This is a genomic window from Xanthobacter aminoxidans (assembly GCF_043193615.1).
Taxonomy (GTDB): Bacteria; Pseudomonadota; Alphaproteobacteria; order Rhizobiales; family Xanthobacteraceae; genus Xanthobacter; species Xanthobacter aminoxidans.
Map to the genome: position 1 here is coordinate 143,568 of NZ_JBAFUS010000005.1, position 16,717 is coordinate 160,284.

Consider the following 16,717-nt stretch of genomic DNA (forward strand, 5'->3'; position numbering starts at 1 on the left):
TCACGCCCCCAGACGAGTCCCGAGTATCTCCGCCACCTGGGGGACGTCCTTGTCCCCGCGGCCGGAAAGGTTGACGACCATCAGGTGGTCCGCCGGCAGCTTGGGCGCCAGTTCGATCACCTTGGCGATGGCATGGGCCGATTCCAGCGCCGGAATGATGCCCTCGAGCCGCGTCAGCAGCTGGAAGGCGTCCAGCGCCTCCTGATCGGTGCAGTTGAGATAGGTGACGCGGCCCACGTCGTTCAGCCAGGAATGCTCCGGCCCGATGCCGGGATAGTCGAGGCCGGCCGAGATGGAATGGGCCTCGATGATCTGGCCGTCGTCGTCCATGAGCAGATAGGTGCGGTTGCCGTGCAGCACGCCCGGGCGGCCGCCGGCGATGGACGCCGCATGCTCGTGAGTGTCGATGCCCCGGCCCGCCGCCTCCACGCCGTAGATCTTCACCTCGGGATCGTCGAGGAAGGGGTGGAACAGGCCCATGGCATTGGAGCCGCCGCCGACGCAGGCGATGAGGCTGTCGGGCAGGCGGCCCTCCATCTCCTGCATCTGCTCGCGGGTCTCGCGGCCGATGATGGACTGGAAATCGCGCACCATGGCCGGATAGGGGTGCGGGCCGGCCACCGTGCCGATGCAGTAGAAGGTGTCGTGGACGTTGGTCACCCAGTCGCGGAGCGCCTCGTTCATGGCGTCCTTGAGGGTGCGCGAGCCGGACTGCACGGGCACCACCTCGGCGCCCAGCATCTTCATGCGGAACACGTTGGGGGCCTGACGCTCCACGTCCACCGCGCCCATGTAGACCACGCACTTCAGGCCGAAGCGGGCGCACAGGGTGGCGGTGGCGACGCCATGCTGGCCGGCGCCGGTCTCGGCGATCACCCGCTCCTTGCCCATGCGGCGGGCGAGCATGATCTGGCCGAGCACGTTGTTCACCTTGTGGGAGCCGGTGTGGTTCAGCTCCTCGCGCTTCAGATAGACCTTGGCGCCGCCGAGATGGTTGGTGAGGCGCTCGGCGAAATAGAGCGGCGAGGGGCGGCCCACATAATGGGTGAGGTAGCCGGCCATCTCCGCATGGTAGGCGGGATCGACCTTGGCCGCCTCATAGGCCTTTTCCAGCTCCAGGATGAGCGGCATCAGCGTCTCGGCGACGAAGCGGCCGCCATGGATGCCGAAATGGCCGCGGTGATCGGGGCCGGTGCGATAGGAATTGAGAACGGTCACGACGCGCGGGCCTTCGATAGGGGGTCTTGCAAGGATGAGGTGGACGCGGCGCGCCTCGCCGCAGCGACGAAGGCACGGATCTTGTCGGGACTTTTCACGCCGGGCGCGTCCTCCACGCCAGACGATACGTCCACGCCGTCCATCCGGACCAATCCGAGGGCCTGCGGCACGTTGTCGGCGGTAAGGCCTCCGGAAAGCATGAGAGGCCGGTTGACGTCAAGGCCGGCGACCAGCGCCCAGTCGAACGGCCGGCCGTTGCCGCCGGGCAGAAGCGCCCCCGGATCGGGCTTGGCGTCGAACAGGATGCGGTCCGCCACCGCCGCATAGGCCGGCAGGACCGCGAGATCCTCCCGGCGTGCGACCGGCAGAGCCTTCATCACCGGCAGGCCGAAGCGCGCCTTGATGTCGGCGACGCGCGCGGGCGTCTCGTGGCCGTGCAACTGGAGAATGTCGGGCGAAAACGCCGCGATCACGTCCTGAAGGAGCGCGTCGTCCGGGTCCACCAGCAGCGCCACCTTGCCGGCGCGGCCGGCGACGCGGGCGACCAGGGCCGGCGCATCGGCGAGCGCGAGGTGGCGCGGGCTCTTGGGGAAATGGACGAAGCCGACGAGATCGGCGCCCGCCTCGAGGGCGGCCTCAAGCGCATCCGCCGTGCGGATGCCGCAGATCTTGACCTCGAAGCGCCTGTCGTCGCGAGCCATGGGGTGAACCTGGGAGGGTGCCGGTCGTGAACCTTCACACCGTAGAGGTGAGGGCCGCCATTTCAACGGCCCTCGCGATGCGTCGGGAAGGGACCGGCGGGCCGGTCAGGTCTCGACGCGGGTGAACTGCCCCGCCTTGCGGAACCGCCAGAGATAGGTCGGCAGCACCACCGCGAGGGAGGTGGGGGTGAGATCGAGGCCGGCCAGCGTCCGGCCCTCGGCGATCGCAGCCTGAGACACCACATTGTCCGAGCGCAGCATGTCCACCTGATCGACGGTGAGCGGCGCGCCGGGGGCCCACTGGGTCAGCTTGGCCATGAAGGAGGCGAGGCCGAACGGCAGATCCACCAGAACCCGCTTGGCGCCGATCTCGGCGAGCATCAGCTCCATCAGCTCGCGGAAGGTGCGCACCTCGGGACCGCCCAGCTCGTAGGTGGTGCCGGCCTTGGCCTTGCCGTCCACCGCGGCGAGCACGGCGGCGGCCACGTCGCCGGCGAACACCGGCTGGAACTTGGTGACGCCGCCGCCGATCAGCGGCAGCGCCGGGGAGAGGCGGGCCATGGCGGCGAAGCGGTTGAAGAACTCATCCTCCTGCCCGAACACCACGGAGGGGCGGAAGATCACCGCGTCCGGCACCGTGGCGCGCACGACGGCCTCGCCGGCCGCCTTGCTGCGGCCGTAGCCGGAGGGGGAATTGGCATCGGCGCCGATGGCCGAGAGATGCACCAGCGGCACGCCCTGCGCGGCGGTCGCGGCGGCAACGGCGCGGGCACCGAAGGCGTGCACGGCATCGAAGCTCTGCCGGCCGCCCTCGGCCAGCACGCCCACGAGGTTCACCACCGCCTCGGCGCCGTCGACGGCGCGGGCGACGCTCTCGGGATAGCGCACGTTGGCCTGGGAAATCTGGATCTGGCCGACGAAGCCCAGCGGCTGGAGAAAGCCGGCCAGTTCCGGCCGGCGCACGGCGACGCGCACGCGATAGCCGCGCATGGCCAGCGCTCGCACCACATGCCGGCCGAGAAAGCCGGAGCCGCCGAAGACCGTCACCAGGCTGTCGTTCACCGGACGATCGGTCACCGTCACATCGCTCATGCCGAACCCCCGCCTTGATGCGCCGCGCCGGCCTCGGCCTTGCGCGCCGCCGGCATGCCTTCGTGCCGGCATGCCATATATAGAGTGCGCGCAGCACATACGCGATGCCGGCGGGTTCCGTAAAGCCGCCAAGGTGCCACGTCGTGTACGACTTTTCCGTCCAACGTGTTGACGCGGGAGCCGCGCGACCGTATAAGCCCGCCACCTAGCTGGCGGCATGGGCTGCCGGCTTGTTCACTCATTCATGCGCGACGCGAAGTGGCCAGATGGCCGTGCCGCCGGGCGCGAACCAGCAAGGACGGCCGATGGCCAATACGCCTTCCGCCAAAAAGGCGGTCCGCAAGATCGAGCGTCGCACCGAGGTCAACCGGTCTCGCCGGTCTCGCGTGCGCACCTATCTGCGCAAGCTCGAAGACGCGCTCGCCACCGGCGACGCCACGGCCGCTTCCGCTGCCTTCAAGGCGGCCGAGCCGGAAATCATGCGCGCCGTGACCAAGGGCGTCATTCACAAGAACACCGCGTCCCGCAAGGTGTCCCGCCTTGCCGCCCGCGTGAAGAAGCTCAGCGCTTGATTTAGATCAATCAAGCAGACTGACTTATCTTGAAGGCCCGGCTCTGCCGGGCCTTTTTGCTTTGGACCGGCCGCAGAGATCTTCAGCCAGACTGTTGCGCGCGGACCCCGATTCTCTGACCCCGTCAAGGGCGCGGCGGCCGGAAACTCGGCAAAGGGCGCGGTTTTTTCCAGCCCGGCCGGCCGCTGCGGGGGCAATCCGGACCGATCAGAAAAACCCGATCCGCGAGAACGGCTTAGAGGCCAAAGGCTGGAACACGCCAAAGCGGCCCCTTTGGAGGAGTATTGGATAACCGTATTTCCCTACGTGGCGGGGCGCCGCACTTCCTGCGCCGGCTTCGCGAATCTCATTGTCGCGACAGAGGTTTGCCGGCTGAACGCAAGGTCGGGGGTGTGGCGCGGGCGCACCGGCTTTTACCCGCTATCCCCCCGCCGGGGTCAAAGGCGTTGCACCCCCCAAACCGGCTGTGTATGTTCAACCTCACTCCGGGAGCGACCCTGGGGTTCACCGATAGAATGAAGTTTTCACGGCTCTTCGTGGATGAGGAGGGGATGTATCGTGTCTGAATTCGTTCACGTACCCCTCGTCTTCGGCCGTATTCGTAATCTGCGTTACCTTCATTCGTTGGAGCTATGCTAAGGGCGGACATCTGATCCGCCTAAAGGCATCTACGAGACCAAACAAAAAACTGGTTCATTCCAACACCCGTCGATGGTTGGCATCGTCGGAGATGGGGCGGCTATGACTTCGGGCACATGCGCGGCAGCGGACACAGGAACAGGTCCCTCGATCTCTTCGGCTACGCGTTGCGTTCGAGCCTGCCGGAGCGCTGTGCTCCATTCCAGTTGCGCCCCGCCGCCCAGCTACGGCAAGGACCGCGCATGACGGTGCGTTGAACCCGTTGCGCTGATGCCGTGGGTGCCTTAGCACCCGTTTCCGAAACTCCCCACGAGACAAAGGCCGCGCTGCCCGCCCCAGGGCGCGGACGGCTTTTGCGTCTCCAACCAGGGAACCGCCTTTCGCGCGGTCGCGATCCTTATGCTCAAGCCTCATGCGCCGGTTGCCGCGCGCACCGTTCCTTTTCAGTCAGCCCTTGCGGAGGCCGTCGAGATGGATTGCGCGTCGAACCCCAGCGCTCCCTCGGCCCCGTGGGATCGGGTGCTCCAGCGGCTGCGCGAGGAGATCGGCGAAGAGAAGTTCACCAGCTGGTTCGCGCGCATGGATCTCGACGCGCTGACGTCGGACGTGGTGCGCCTGTCGGTGCCCACGCGATTCCTGAAGTCGTGGATTCAGGAGAATTATCTGCCGCGCATCGCCGACATCTGGGCGGAAGAGAGCGGCGCGCGCCGCCGCGTGGATCTCGCCGTGCGCAACGCCTTCGCGCGCCCCGTGGCGCTGAAGGCCTCGGCCCCGCGCGAGGTGGTGAGCGAGCGCACCGAGCGTCCCGTCGAGACGAAGCCGGCCCCCCGTGCCTCCGAGGCGCGCGGCGAGGTCCGGGAGACGGGCGGCGACGTCGCGTCCGGATCGCCGCTCGACCCGCGCCTGACGTTTGAATCGTTCGTGGTCGGCAAGTCCAATTCGCTGGCGTTCGCCGCCGCGCGCAAGGTGGCCGAGACCCCCGCCGGCGCCGCGCCCGTCTACAATCCGCTCTATCTCCACGCGGCCGTCGGCCTCGGCAAGACCCACCTGTTGCAGGCAGTGGCCCGCGCCGGCGCCGCCCATGGCCGGCGCACCACGTACCTGACCGCCGAGCGCTTCATGTACGGCTTCGTGTCGGCGCTGAAGTCCCATTCGGCCATCGCCTTCAAGGATACGCTGCGGACCATCGACACGCTGGTGATCGATGATCTCCAGTTCCTGAAGGGCAACAATCTCCAGCAGGAATTCTGCCACACCCTCAATGCCCTGCTGGATGGCGGGCGGCAGGTGGTGCTGGCGGCCGACTGCCTTCCCGGCGAGCTTGAGCACCTCGACGAGCGCGTGCGCTCCCGCCTTGCCGGCGGTCTCGTGGTGGATCTTGCGCCGCTGGAGGAGGACCTGCGCCTGCAGATCCTGAAGTCGCGCTACCAGACCCTCGCCGAGCAGCACCAGGGATTCGCCGTGCCGGCGCCGGTGCTGGAATTCCTCGCCCGCAGCGTCGGCCAGTCCGGCCGCGACCTCGACGGCGCGCTCAACAAGCTGCTGGCCTTCAACCAGCTTACCGGCGAGCCGGTGACGCTCGACATGGCGGAAAATGCGGTCAAGGACCTCATCCGCCCGACCGATCCCAAGCGCGTGCGGGTGGACGACATCCTGCGGGTGGTCGCCAAGCACTACAACGTCTCGCGCGCCGACCTGCTGTCCCAGCGCCGCACCGCGACGGTGGTGAAGCCGCGGCAGATCGCCATGTATCTCGCCAAGACGCTCACCCTGCGCTCCCTGCCCGAGATCGGCCGCCGCTTCGGCGGGCGCGACCACACCACCGTGCTGCATGCGGTGCGCAAGATCGACGGGCTCGTCGCCACCGACCGCGCGCTGGCCGACGAGATCGAGGTGTTGAAGCGGCTCGCCCTCGAAAGCTGAGTCTGCCTCAGGGGCAGGACGAAGGGGCGGCGCCGCACCGGTGCCGCCGGTCTGCCCCGCGAAAAACCCCCGCTTCAGAAAATCTCCCCGCCAACCCTTGCCTTGCGCCCCCCGGGGCGGCAATGTCGGCGGCCCGGCGCCCGTTCCATCGGGTGCCAGACGGCGGCTTGCGCCGTCGCGCCACGCCACACCGGCGCACGCGCCCCTCGCCCGCATGACGGATGAGGGGATCTGCGGGCGTCATCCTTAGAATGTCGAGGCGGACCCACCGGCGGGACATCGGATCCCGCGGCAGGCCGGCTCGGAAGCGAAGAGTGAACGGGCCAGGACGATGAAGGTCACCGTCGAGCGCGCCGAGCTTCTGAAATCGCTCAGCCACGTGCACCGTGTCGTCGAGCGGCGCAACACCATCCCGATCCTCGCCAACGTGCTCATCAAGGCGGCCAAGGGCACGCTGGAGCTGAAGGCCACCGACCTCGACCTGGAAGTGGTCGAGAGCGTGCCGGCCGAGACCGGGCAGCCGGGCGCCACCACCGTGCCGGCCCATGTGCTCTACGACATCGTGCGCAAATTGCCCGATGGCGCGCAGGTGCAGCTGGAAGCCGGCGGCGAGCGTGGCACCCTCACGGTGCGCGCCTCCCGCGCCCGATTCTCGCTCCAGACCCTGCCGGAAGCCGATTTCCCGGATCTCGCGGCGGGCGAATTCTCCCACACCTTCAAGGTCAAGGGCGCGGAGTTCCGCCGCCTCGTGGACAAGACCCAGTTCGCCATCTCCACCGAGGAGACGCGCTATTATCTCAACGGCATTTACCTGCATGTGACCGACGCGGGCGGCAAGCCGATGCTGCGCGCCGTCGCCACCGACGGCCACCGCCTCGCCCAGGCGGAGCTTGAGGCTCCCGCCGGCTCGCAGGGCCTGCCGGGCGTGATCGTGCCGCGCAAGACCGTCGCCGAGATCCAGAAGCTGCTGGAGGACAAGGAGGCGGAAGTCACCATCTCCCTGTCCGCCACCAAGATCCGCGTGCAGGTGGGCGCCATCGTGCTCACCTCCAAGCTGATCGATGGCACCTTCCCGGACTATGGCCGGGTGATTCCCCAGGGCAACGACAAGACCCTCATCGTCGACAAGGATGAGTTCGCCGCCGCCGTGGACCGCGTGTCCACCGTGTCGAGCGAGCGCGGCCGCGCGGTGAAGCTGTCGCTGGGCGACGGCAAGTTGACCCTGTCCGTCACCAACCCTGATTCGGGCAGCGCCACCGAGGAGTTGGAGGTGGACTACACCGCCGAGCCCCTCGATATCGGCTTCAACTCCCGCTATTTGCTGGACATCACCTCCCAGCTCGAAGGCGACACCGCCGAGCTGAAGCTCGCCGATCCCGGCTCGCCCACCCTGGTGCGCGATTCCACCAAGACGGATGCGCTCTACGTCCTCATGCCCATGCGCGTTTGAGACTGCGGGTGTGAGGCGCATAAGGGCCTGTCCGGCAGCCGGCCCGGCGGTCCTGACGCCGCGGCGATCGTGACACCATGCTCCACGCCGCCATCCTGAAGCTGTCGCTCACCGCTTTCCGCTCCTATCCGGCGGCGCAGGTGGCGGTGGAGGCGCGCGCCATCGTGCTCACCGGGCCGAACGGCGCCGGCAAGACCAATATCCTCGAAGCCCTCTCCTTCCTCTCCCCCGGCCGCGGCCTGCGCCGGGCGCAGCTCGCCGACGTGGGCCACCGCCCGCCCGGAAGCCACGCGCCGGACGCGGACGGTGCGCCCTGGGCGGTCTCCGCCTTCATCGAAGGCGCGCTGGGCGAGGTGCGCCTCGGCACCGGCTATGATCCGGCGCAGGAAGGCGGGCAGCGGCGCTGCCGCATCGACGGCGAGGCCGTGCCCTCGGCCAATGCCTTCCTCGATCATCTCAAGGTGCTCTGGCTGACGCCGGAGATGGACGGCCTGTTCCTGGGCCCGCCCGGCGACCGCCGCCGCTATCTCGACCGGCTGGTGCTGGCGGTGGACGCCTCCCACGGCACGAGGGTCAACGGCCTCGAACGCGCGCTGCGCTCGCGCAACCGGCTGCTGGAGGAGAACGGCTCCGCCCGCTTCCTCGATGCGGTGGAGCACGAGGTGGCCGAGCTGGCGGTGGCGGTGGCCGCCGCGCGGCTGGAGACGGTGGCGCGGCTCTCCGCCGAGATCGCCGCCCATCGCGACGAGGCGTCCCCCTTCCCCTTCGCCGAACTCGCCCTCGACGGCGCCGTGGAGCGCCTCATCGCCCAGCATCCGGCGCTGGAGGTGGAGGACCGCTATCGGGCGCTGCTGCGCGACAATCGCCCGCGGGATCGCGCGGCCGGGCGCACGCTGGAGGGCCCCCATCTCACCGATTTGTCGGTGAGCCATGGCGAGAAGCGCCTGCCCGCCGCGCGCTGCTCCACCGGCGAGCAGAAATCCCTGCTGATCGGCCTCACTCTGTCCCACGCCCGTCTGGTGGGGAGCATGCAGGGCCTGTCCCCGCTGCTGCTGCTGGACGACGTGGTGGCCTATCTCGATGCCGAGCGCCGCGCCGGCCTGTTCGAGGCGCTGGCCCGCCTCGGGGCGCAGGTGTGGATGACCGGGGCCGACCCCTCCGCCTTCGCGGCGCTGGAGACGGCGGCGCGCTTCACCGTCGCGCCGGGCGCGATCACGCGGGCCTGAACGGACGACAAGCTTGGCGGATGCGCTGCGGCGGCTTAAAAGAGGGTATGCCGATCCGTCCCGCGACCCCTTCCGATATTCCCGCCATCACCGCCATCTATGACGAGGCGGTCCGCAACGGCACCGCCTCCTTCGAGCTGGAACCGCCGGGACCGGAGGAAATGGCCCGCCGCCAGGCCGCCCTCATGGACGGCGGCTATCCCTATCTCGTGCTGGAAGAGGACGGGAAAGTGCTGGGCTATGCCTATGCCAGCGCCTTCCGTCCGCGCGTCGCCTATCGCTACACGGTGGAGAATTCCATCTATGTGGACGAGGCGGCCCGGGGCCGGAAGGTCGGCCGCCGGCTGCTGGAAGCGCTCATCACCGAGTGCGAGGCGTTGGGCTTCCGCCAGATGGTGGCGGTGATCGGCGACAGCGGCAATGCCGGCTCCATCGCGCTGCACCGCGCCTGCGGCTTCGGCTCCATCGGCACCCTGCCGGCCACCGGCCTCAAGTTCGGCCGGTGGATCGATACGGTCCTGATGCAGCGCGCCCTCGGGGAGGGCGCGACCACCATTCCGGCGGACGCGGACCTCCTCAAGGGGTGAACGTCCTCAAGGGATGAACGTCAGCGGGTGATGAGCGTGCCGGCGCCGTGGTCGGTGAGGAGCTCCAGCAGCACCGCGTGGGGCACCTTGCCGTCGAGAATCACGACGCCCTCCACCCCCTTCTCCAGAGCGTAGATGCAGGTCTCCACCTTGGGGATCATGCCCCCCGAGATGGTGCCGTCGGCGATCAGCGCATGGGCCTCGGCGATGGTGAGCCGCGGGATCAGCTGCTTGTTCTTGTCCAGCACGCCCGGCACGTCGGTGAGCAGCAGGAAGCGCTTGGCCCCGAGCGCGCCGGCGATGGCGCCGGCGAAGGTGTCGGCGTTCACGTTGTAGGTGCCACCGTCCACCGCCGCCGCCACCGGGGCCAGCACGGGAATCAGCTCGCGGCCGAGGATCTGGTCGAGCACGGTGGTGTCCACGGTGTCGGGCTCGCCGACGAAGCCGAGGTCCACCTCCTGCGCGTCATCGCCGCCGGAAGAGACCACCACACGGTTCGCCTTGCGGGCGCGCACCATGTTGCCGTCCTTGCCGCACAGGCCGATGGCCTTGCCGCCCGCCTCGTTGATGAAGCCGACGATCTGCTTGTTGATGGAGCCGGCCAGCACCATCTCGACGATCTCGACCGTGGCCTTGTCGGTGATGCGCAGGCCCGCCGCGAATTCCGACTTGATGCCGAGCTTGCTGAGCATGGCGCCGATCTGCGGCCCGCCGCCGTGCACCACCACCGGATTGATGCCCGACTGCTCCATGAGCACGATGTCGGAGGCGAAGGTGCGCGCCACGTCCTCGCTGCCCATGGCGTGGCCGCCGTATTTCACCACGACGATCGCATCGTCATAGCGCTGCATGTGCGGCAGCGCCCGCGCCAGCACTTCGGCCTCGTGCTGGGCTTCCGACACGGACTGGGAATGGGGCTCGGTCATGGGGGGCTCGCAGATGGATGCTCGCGGGGGCACGGCGGTGGGGCCGCCGGGCGGCGCCCTTCTAGCGGTTTCCCTCGTGCGGTGAAAGGTCCGCTCGCGGCGCGGCCGGGACAGGCCGGTGCGGAAATCTCGTCGGCCGGGCTTCCTTCCCTCGCGAAAAGGTGATGAGAAGCAGTCCCGTCCGACACAATGGCGGCGTCAACTCCCGTCACCGGTTCGCCCGCCACAGCCCTCGCCCCGCCGTAGCTCCAGCCGCCGCCAGAGAGACCCGGCCTTCATGACGCCTCCGATTCTGCCTGCCAAGCATTCCACGAGCGCCTCCGCGCACGCCCATCATGGCCACCCGCCGGAGCGCCGGCCGCACGATCTCCGCCCCTGGCAGATCCTGCTGCTGTTCGTGGCCTGCCTCGGCCTCGTGTCGATCCCGATCCTCACCCATCCGATCCCGCCCCTGTCGGATTACGTGAACCATCTCGCACGCATGCACGTGATCGCCTCGATCCCCGGGGATCAGGACCTCGCGCGCTTCTACACGCTGAAATGGTCGATCCTGCCGAACCTGATGATGGACCTCATTGTCCCGCTCATCGACAAGGTGGTGGGCATCTACACCGCCGGCGAGATCTACACCCTGATGTGCTTCGCGCTGATCGCCGGGGGCACCATGACGCTCAACCGCACGCTGTTCGGCGTGTGGTCGGCGCTGCCGCTGCTGGCGTTCCCGCTGCTCTACAGCGGCGTCTTCCTCATCGGCGTGATGAACTATTATTTCGGCATCGGGCTGGCGCTGTTCGCGCTCAGCGCCTGGGTGGCGCTGCGCGACAAGTGGTGGCCCTGGCGCTATCTGGTGTCGGCGGCGTTCGTGGTGGCGCTGTTCTTCTGCCACCTGTTCACCGCGGGCATCTACGGCATCGGCATCCTTGCCTACGAGCTGGACCGCCTGCGCCTCGGCCGCGGGCCGATCTGGCCGCGCATCGGCGTGTTCGTCAGCGGCGGCCTGCCCTTCCTGCCCATCCTGCCGCTGCTGCTGGCGAGCCCCACCTGGGGCCTCAGCGGGCAGAACTACTGGGAGCCGCAGGGCAAGATCGCCGGCATCGAGCTGATCTTCAACGTCTATATCGACCATGTGGCGGTCGCCGTGGCGGCGATCTTCATCGTGGCCGGCGTCTGGGCGGCGCGGCACCGGCTGCTCTATGTCCACTCCTTCATGCTGCCGCTGCTGCTGGTGGCGGGGCTCGTCTATCTCGCCATGCCACGGGTGGTGTTCGCCACCTACATGGCGGACCAGCGCCTGCCGGCGGCCATCGTCTTCATGGTGCTCGCCGCCATGCGCGCGGACCTGCGCCACCGCTTCGCCCGGCGCGGGTTCGCGGTGGTGCTCATCCTGATGCTGGCGGTCCGCGTGGGCGAGGTGCAGGTCGTGTGGGACCGGCTGTCGCAATGGACGGTGGCGTTCCGCGAATCGGTCACGCGCATCCGCCCCGGCTCGCGCGTGCTCGTCGCCTATGCCGACATCCAGGGCGGCAACGATCCGACCGACCTGGGCCTGATGCACGCCGCCTGCCTCGCCATGATCGAGAAGTCGTCCCTCGTCACCACGGCCTTCACGGTGGAGGGCAAGCAGATCCTGCGCGCCCGCAAGCCCTTCAACGAGCAGGTGGACACCGAGGACGGCACCCCGCCCCAGATCGAGCAATTGCTCGTCACCGAGGAAGACCCGACGCCCGACGGCCCGCGCTACTGGGACCTGTGGCCGTCGAAGTTCGATTACGTCTACCTCCTGTTCACCGAGCGCGGCGCGCCCAACCCGGACAGCGACCACCTCAAGCTCATCGCCGAGGGCGAGCGCTTCCAGCTGTACGAGGTGGTGCCCCGCCCGCCGGCCCTGCCCGCCCTGCCGGCCCCACCCGCCCCGCGCTCCTGACGCCGGCTGACGCAGGCGACGTCACCGCGGTGTCACGATAGGGTGCAACGCAGAACCTCCCGCGGGCCCGGCCGGTAGCCGGGCCCGTATCCTTTTGCCCTGCCTCGATCCGGAGCCCCGATGGACACCGTTCTCACCAACGCCCGCCTCGTCCTCGACGATGCCGTCGTCGCGGGAACCATCACCCTCCGGGACGGGCGCATCCTCGCCATCGACGCGGGCCGCGCCACCACGCCGGCCGCCATCGACTGCGACGGCGACTTCATCGCCCCCGGCCTCATCGACCTGCACACGGACGCGCTGGAGGGCCATTTCGTCCCCCGTCCCAAGGTGTTCTGGCCGGATGCGCGCGCCGCCGCCCTCGCCCATGACGGGCAGACGGTGGCGAGCGGCATCACCACCGTGTTCGACGCCATCTGCGCCGGCGGCTTCGACCAGGCGAAGGCGGAGCGGCGCGAGTTGTTCGGAACCATGCTGGATGCGGTGGAGCAGGGGGCGCCCCTCTTCCGGGCCGACCACAAGGTGCACCTGCGCTGCGAGATGACCGACCCGAACGTGCTCGATCTGGTGGAGCCGACGCTGGCCCGGCCAAGCCTCGCCTTCGCCTCGCTGATGGACCACACGCCGGGCGCCCGGCAGTGGCGCAATGTGGAAGCGCTGCGCAATTTCCTGCTGGGCATCGGCAAGGACGCCCGCGAGGCCGAGCGCGAGATCGGTGAGCGCACGGCCCGCGGCCGCGCCAACGTGGCGCGCAACATGCCGCCGCTGGTGGAGATGCTGGCCTCAACCGGCCTCGTGCGGGCGAGCCACGACGACACCACCGAGGCGCATGTGGCCGAGGCGCAGGCCGCCGGCTGCACCATCAGCGAGTTCCCGACCACCCGCGAGGCGGCGCTGGCGGCCCGCGCGGCCGATCTCGCCACCATCGGCGGGGCGCCGAACGTGGTGCGCGGCGGCTCCCATTCCGGCGGCGTCGCCATGGGTGCGCTGGCGCAGGAGGGCCTCGTGGACGCCCTCGCGTCCGACTACGTGCCGGCGAGCCTGCTGCAGGCGGCGACGCGCCTCCACACCATGGACGGCATGGCGCTGCCGCAGGCCATCGCCCTCGTCACCCGCAACCCCGCGCAGATGGCGGGCCTCGCCGACCGCGGCCGGCTCGAAGCCGGGCTCCGGGCCGACGTGGTGCGCTTCCGCATCGTGGAAGGCACGCCGGTGGTGCGGCAGGTGCTGGCGGAAGGCGAGCGCGTCTTCTGACGCGCCGGCCCTTTCTAACAACGCCTCAGAACAGCGGCGGCACGATGCCCACCGGGAAGCCGGCGAGCTTGAGCGTTCCGGCATCGAAGGAAAGCGCGAAGATCGCGCCCTTGCGGCCCTCCACCTGACCCGGCTTGCCCACCATGGCGAGGGCGCCGACGATGGGCGCGATCTCCCGCGGGATGGCGCCGGCCTTGTCGAGGCCCTGCACCAGATCGTTGATGCCGGCGAAGCCGAGGTCGAGCTTGCCGTTGAGCCGGCCCTGGCTGTCGAGCGCCACCGCCCCGGTGGCCGTCACGGCGATCTTGGGCGAGGTGATGTGGAAGCGGTCGAGCTTGGCGATGCCGCCCGCATTGGCCCACGCACGCATGCGCTGCGCCACCGACATGGGCCGCAGGTCGGCCGAAGCCGTCACCGTGCCCTGAAGCGCCATCTCCACCGGCCCCTCCGCGCCAAGGGTATTGAGGAGCGCGCTTTGGCCGCCGGTGAAGCCGGACGCATAGTCGACGCCATCGGGCTTGCCGTCCTGCCCCGGCGAGCGGCGGGCGTGGAACTCGAACAGATGGGCGGAGAGGATGGAAACCGGCTGCGCGCCCGTGGCGGCGGGCTGCTCGAGCTTCAGATCGTGCGCCTGCAGGGAGAAGCGCTCCGGCCGGCCGGAGAGATCGCCGACGCCGCTCATCTGCAGCAGGGACCATACCGCCACATAGGATTGTCCGGTGTTGAGGTCCTCCACCCGCGCCGGGCCGGCGAACTCGGCGACGATGTGATTGGGCGCCCACACCTGCGCGACCGCCTCGGCCGAGGCGGCCGTGAAGCGCATGGCGTCGCCGCCGCGCGTCTCAAGCTTCGGCGACAGGCAGCGCAGCTCGAAGCGGAAGGGGAACCCGGCGAGATGGCGGTCGGTGCAGGTCCAGATGCGGCCGAGCTTCGCCTCACGCCCGATCCAGGCGTCGATCTCCCGCTCGGCGCGCCCGGCGGCATAGAACCACAGGCCGCTCCAGACGATGGCGGCGACCACCACCAGGGCCACGGGAACGATGACGAGCCAAGGCTTCGGCCGGCGCCCGGACGCTTCGGGGGGTGGTGAAACGGGAGCGGGCGAAACAGGGGCGGATGGGACAGGGGCGGTCATGGACATCCTTGCGGCTGGCCACGGTCGCCCGTGGCTTGCGATGGTCCTTGCCGGCTGTTAGGCGACGGTCCGGCGTTTCTGTCAACGCCGGGAAGGTGTGTCGGGCCCATGGCGGACGAGCGGTCGGCGAGCGGAGGCGGCAACGCGCCGGAGGCGGCGGGGCAATCGGTCACGCCTTCCGCCGCGGCGTCAGGTCAGCACGGCGATGTCTGGGTGTTCGCCTACGGCTCGCTGATGTGGAATCCGGGCTTCGCCTTCGTCGAGCGCTGCGAGGCGCGGCTCGTGGGCGCCCACCGCACCCTGTGCGTCTATTCTTTCCACCATCGCGGCACGCCGGAAAAGCCGGGGCTGGTGCTCGGCCTGGATCTCGGCGGCTCCTGCCGGGGCATCGCCTACCGGGTGGCGGCGGCACAGTGGCCGCAGACCCATGCCTATCTCACCGAGCGCGAGCAGATTTCCGGGGTCTATCGCGAGGTCATGCGGCGCGTGCGCCTGCTGGACGGGTCGGGGCGCGATGCGCCGGCGGTGGCCTATCTGGTCAACCGCGCCCATCCCCAATATGCGCCGGGCCTGACCCTCGACGACCAGCTGGCGCTGGTGCGCCGCTCCCACGGCAAGTCGGGGCCGAACACGGATTATGTGGTGGCGACGGTGAAGGCGCTGGAGAGCCTCGGCATCCGCGACCCGGGCCTCGCCTACATCACCCAGCACCTGACGGCGAGCCACGCTCTGCCCCCCGTCCTGCCGGATGATGCGGAGGGCGACGGGTCGCCCTGAGACCGCGCTCCTTACGCCGCGTGGCGGCGGGCGGGCAGGCAGAGCGCCTGAACAGCCGGGCGGGGCAGCGCCGGAACCTCGCCGCGTTCCATCGGATTGCGGCCCATGAGGCTGCGATCCATCAGGCGGCGCAGGGCAGGCGCATTCTCCTCGCCGAACACATGGATGTGGATTTCGTCGCCGCGCATCCTGAGCGCAGCCGTGCGGGCATGGCTCGCCGGCCCCGCCCACATGGCGATGGAGCCCGCGGGCGTGCGCCGCGACACCACCCCGAGGGCGTCCGGATAGTCCGGAGCGGCGTCGGGCCGATAGACCGAGAACACATGGCGCAGGCCGTCTTCGTCGCGCCAGAAACGGTAGCGCGCACCGAGGGCGGCGTGCTTGAGGCCGTTGAGACCACCGGCGTCCACAAGGGGGACAAGGAGCGAATCAGTTGCGTTCATGAGAACGAAACTAGAACGATCCCCCGCGATCGATCAAGAGTTTTCCACAGGGGTGGACAACGGGGACGACTCGGCGCTCGCGCGCGCCCTGAGATCGGCCGGTGCGCGGGGTCCAAGTTCCGCCAGTCCCTCGGCGAGGAGGCGGTCGCTGGCGGCCTCGATGTCGGCCTCGAGCCGGGCCATGATCTTCTGCCGCGGCAGCCCCGGCGGGATGGGCGGCAGGATCTCGACGAGGATGGTTCCGGGCCGCTTCAGGATGCTCCGGCGCGGCCAGTAGAGGCCGGAATTGAGCGCGATGGGCAGGCAGGGCACGCCGAGGCTGGAATAGAGGTGCGCCACGCCGAACTTGTAGTCCGGCGGCGCGCCGGCCGGGCGGCGGGTGCCTTCCGGGAAGATCAGGATCTGCCGGCCCTCGGCCATGTCGGCCTGCGCGCGCCGCGTCATGGCCTTGAGCGCCGCCGAGCCGCCCTTGCGATCCACCGGGATCATCCGCGCCCGCGCCGCGAACCAGCCGAACACCGGAATGGACATGAGTTCGCGCTTCAGGATGAAGGCCGGGTCCGAGAACAGCGGCAGCAGCGCGAGGGTCTCCCAGGCCGACTGATGCTTGGAGGCGATCAGCAGCGGGCCGTCCGGGATGTTCTCGGTGCCGCGGAACTCCGCGCGCGTCCCGACGATCACCCTCAGCAGGAACATGGTGGTGGCCACCCACCACAGGACACCGGTGCGCCACAGCCCCTGGCGCGACAGGAACGGCAGCGCGGGAAGAAAGGCCAGCAGATAGAGGGTCGTCACCAGATAGAAGGCGATCTGGAAGACGAGCGAACGCAGGAAGGTCAAGGCGGTCTCC

Annotated in this window: 15 protein-coding genes; 8 read left to right on the forward strand and 7 right to left on the reverse strand. The window is 69.3% G+C overall.

Annotated features, from left to right (window positions below; translation table 11 throughout):
• The 3 genes from trpB to V5F74_RS21230 all read right to left on the reverse strand — a co-directional run bounded on the left by trpB (position 1) and on the right by V5F74_RS21230 (position 3,011).
• Entirely contained in the window at positions 1 to 1,218 is a 1,218-nt protein-coding gene (gene trpB, locus V5F74_RS21220; protein ID WP_029556208.1) for a tryptophan synthase subunit beta, read from the reverse strand.
• The gene (locus V5F74_RS21225; RefSeq protein WP_051678882.1) at positions 1,215 to 1,919 is read right to left on the reverse strand and encodes a phosphoribosylanthranilate isomerase; all 705 of its coding nucleotides are present in this window, start codon (positions 1,917 to 1,919) and stop codon (positions 1,215 to 1,217) included. The genes trpB and V5F74_RS21225 overlap by 4 nt, the downstream gene beginning before the upstream one ends.
• A 105-nt stretch (positions 1,920 to 2,024) precedes the next feature.
• Positions 2,025 to 3,011 (reverse strand): complex I NDUFA9 subunit family protein, encoded by a 987-nt coding sequence (locus tag V5F74_RS21230; protein WP_029556210.1) that lies wholly within the window; start codon positions 3,009 to 3,011, stop codon positions 2,025 to 2,027.
• Positions 3,012 to 3,316: 305 nt separating this feature from the next.
• Between V5F74_RS21230 and rpsT the strand changes: the two genes are divergently transcribed.
• From rpsT to V5F74_RS21255, 5 genes are all read left to right on the forward strand, one after another.
• Positions 3,317 to 3,583, forward strand: a complete 267-nt coding sequence (gene rpsT / locus V5F74_RS21235) for a 30S ribosomal protein S20 (RefSeq protein ID WP_024276666.1) — start codon at positions 3,317 to 3,319, stop codon at positions 3,581 to 3,583.
• A gap of 1,110 nt (positions 3,584 to 4,693) precedes the next feature.
• Positions 4,694 to 6,145, forward strand: a complete 1,452-nt coding sequence (dnaA, locus tag V5F74_RS21240) for a chromosomal replication initiator protein DnaA (RefSeq protein WP_051679397.1) — start codon at positions 4,694 to 4,696, stop codon at positions 6,143 to 6,145.
• A 331-nt stretch (positions 6,146 to 6,476) separates the two neighbouring features.
• Positions 6,477 to 7,595, forward strand: a complete 1,119-nt coding sequence (gene dnaN, locus V5F74_RS21245) for a DNA polymerase III subunit beta (RefSeq protein WP_029556212.1) — start codon at positions 6,477 to 6,479, stop codon at positions 7,593 to 7,595.
• Positions 7,596 to 7,672: 77 nt separating this feature from the next.
• Positions 7,673 to 8,821, forward strand: coding sequence for a DNA replication/repair protein RecF (gene recF, locus V5F74_RS21250; protein WP_250165418.1), 1,149 nt, complete (start codon positions 7,673 to 7,675; stop codon positions 8,819 to 8,821).
• 47 nt (positions 8,822 to 8,868) lie between these two features.
• Positions 8,869 to 9,408: a GNAT family N-acetyltransferase gene (locus V5F74_RS21255; protein ID WP_024276662.1), complete on the forward strand. Its 540-nt coding sequence runs from the start codon at positions 8,869 to 8,871 to the stop codon at positions 9,406 to 9,408.
• Positions 9,409 to 9,428: 20 nt separating this feature from the next.
• Here V5F74_RS21255 and argB read toward each other — a convergent pair whose 3' ends face one another.
• Positions 9,429 to 10,334: an acetylglutamate kinase gene (gene argB, locus V5F74_RS21260; protein WP_029876530.1), complete on the reverse strand. Its 906-nt coding sequence runs from the start codon at positions 10,332 to 10,334 to the stop codon at positions 9,429 to 9,431.
• Between the two features lie 277 nt (positions 10,335 to 10,611).
• On the opposite strand from argB, the gene V5F74_RS21265 reads away from it, so the two are divergent.
• Both V5F74_RS21265 and V5F74_RS21270 read left to right on the forward strand, forming a co-directional pair.
• On the forward strand, positions 10,612 to 12,258 hold the full coding sequence (locus V5F74_RS21265; RefSeq protein ID WP_394009920.1) for a hypothetical protein: 1,647 nt from the start codon (positions 10,612 to 10,614) through the stop codon (positions 12,256 to 12,258).
• 120 nt (positions 12,259 to 12,378) lie between these two features.
• Positions 12,379 to 13,512: an alpha-D-ribose 1-methylphosphonate 5-triphosphate diphosphatase gene (locus tag V5F74_RS21270; RefSeq protein WP_394009921.1), complete on the forward strand. Its 1,134-nt coding sequence runs from the start codon at positions 12,379 to 12,381 to the stop codon at positions 13,510 to 13,512.
• A 25-nt stretch (positions 13,513 to 13,537) separates the two neighbouring features.
• Here V5F74_RS21270 and V5F74_RS21275 read toward each other — a convergent pair whose 3' ends face one another.
• Positions 13,538 to 14,647: a DUF2125 domain-containing protein gene (locus V5F74_RS21275; protein WP_394009922.1), complete on the reverse strand. Its 1,110-nt coding sequence runs from the start codon at positions 14,645 to 14,647 to the stop codon at positions 13,538 to 13,540.
• A gap of 108 nt (positions 14,648 to 14,755) precedes the next feature.
• Between V5F74_RS21275 and V5F74_RS21280 the strand changes: the two genes are divergently transcribed.
• The gene (locus V5F74_RS21280) at positions 14,756 to 15,424 is read left to right on the forward strand and encodes a gamma-glutamylcyclotransferase (protein WP_374252415.1); all 669 of its coding nucleotides are present in this window, start codon (positions 14,756 to 14,758) and stop codon (positions 15,422 to 15,424) included.
• An 11-nt stretch (positions 15,425 to 15,435) separates the two neighbouring features.
• Here the strand turns inward: V5F74_RS21280 and V5F74_RS21285 are convergent, their stop codons facing one another.
• The gene (locus V5F74_RS21285; RefSeq protein ID WP_394009923.1) at positions 15,436 to 15,867 is read right to left on the reverse strand and encodes a hypothetical protein; all 432 of its coding nucleotides are present in this window, start codon (positions 15,865 to 15,867) and stop codon (positions 15,436 to 15,438) included.
• Between the two features lie 33 nt (positions 15,868 to 15,900).
• Positions 15,901 to 16,707 carry a lysophospholipid acyltransferase family protein gene (locus tag V5F74_RS21290; RefSeq protein WP_029556220.1) on the reverse strand — a complete coding sequence of 269 codons (807 nt, stop codon included), beginning with the start codon at positions 16,705 to 16,707 and terminating at the stop codon, positions 15,901 to 15,903.
• Positions 16,708 to 16,717: the final 10 nt, after the last annotated feature.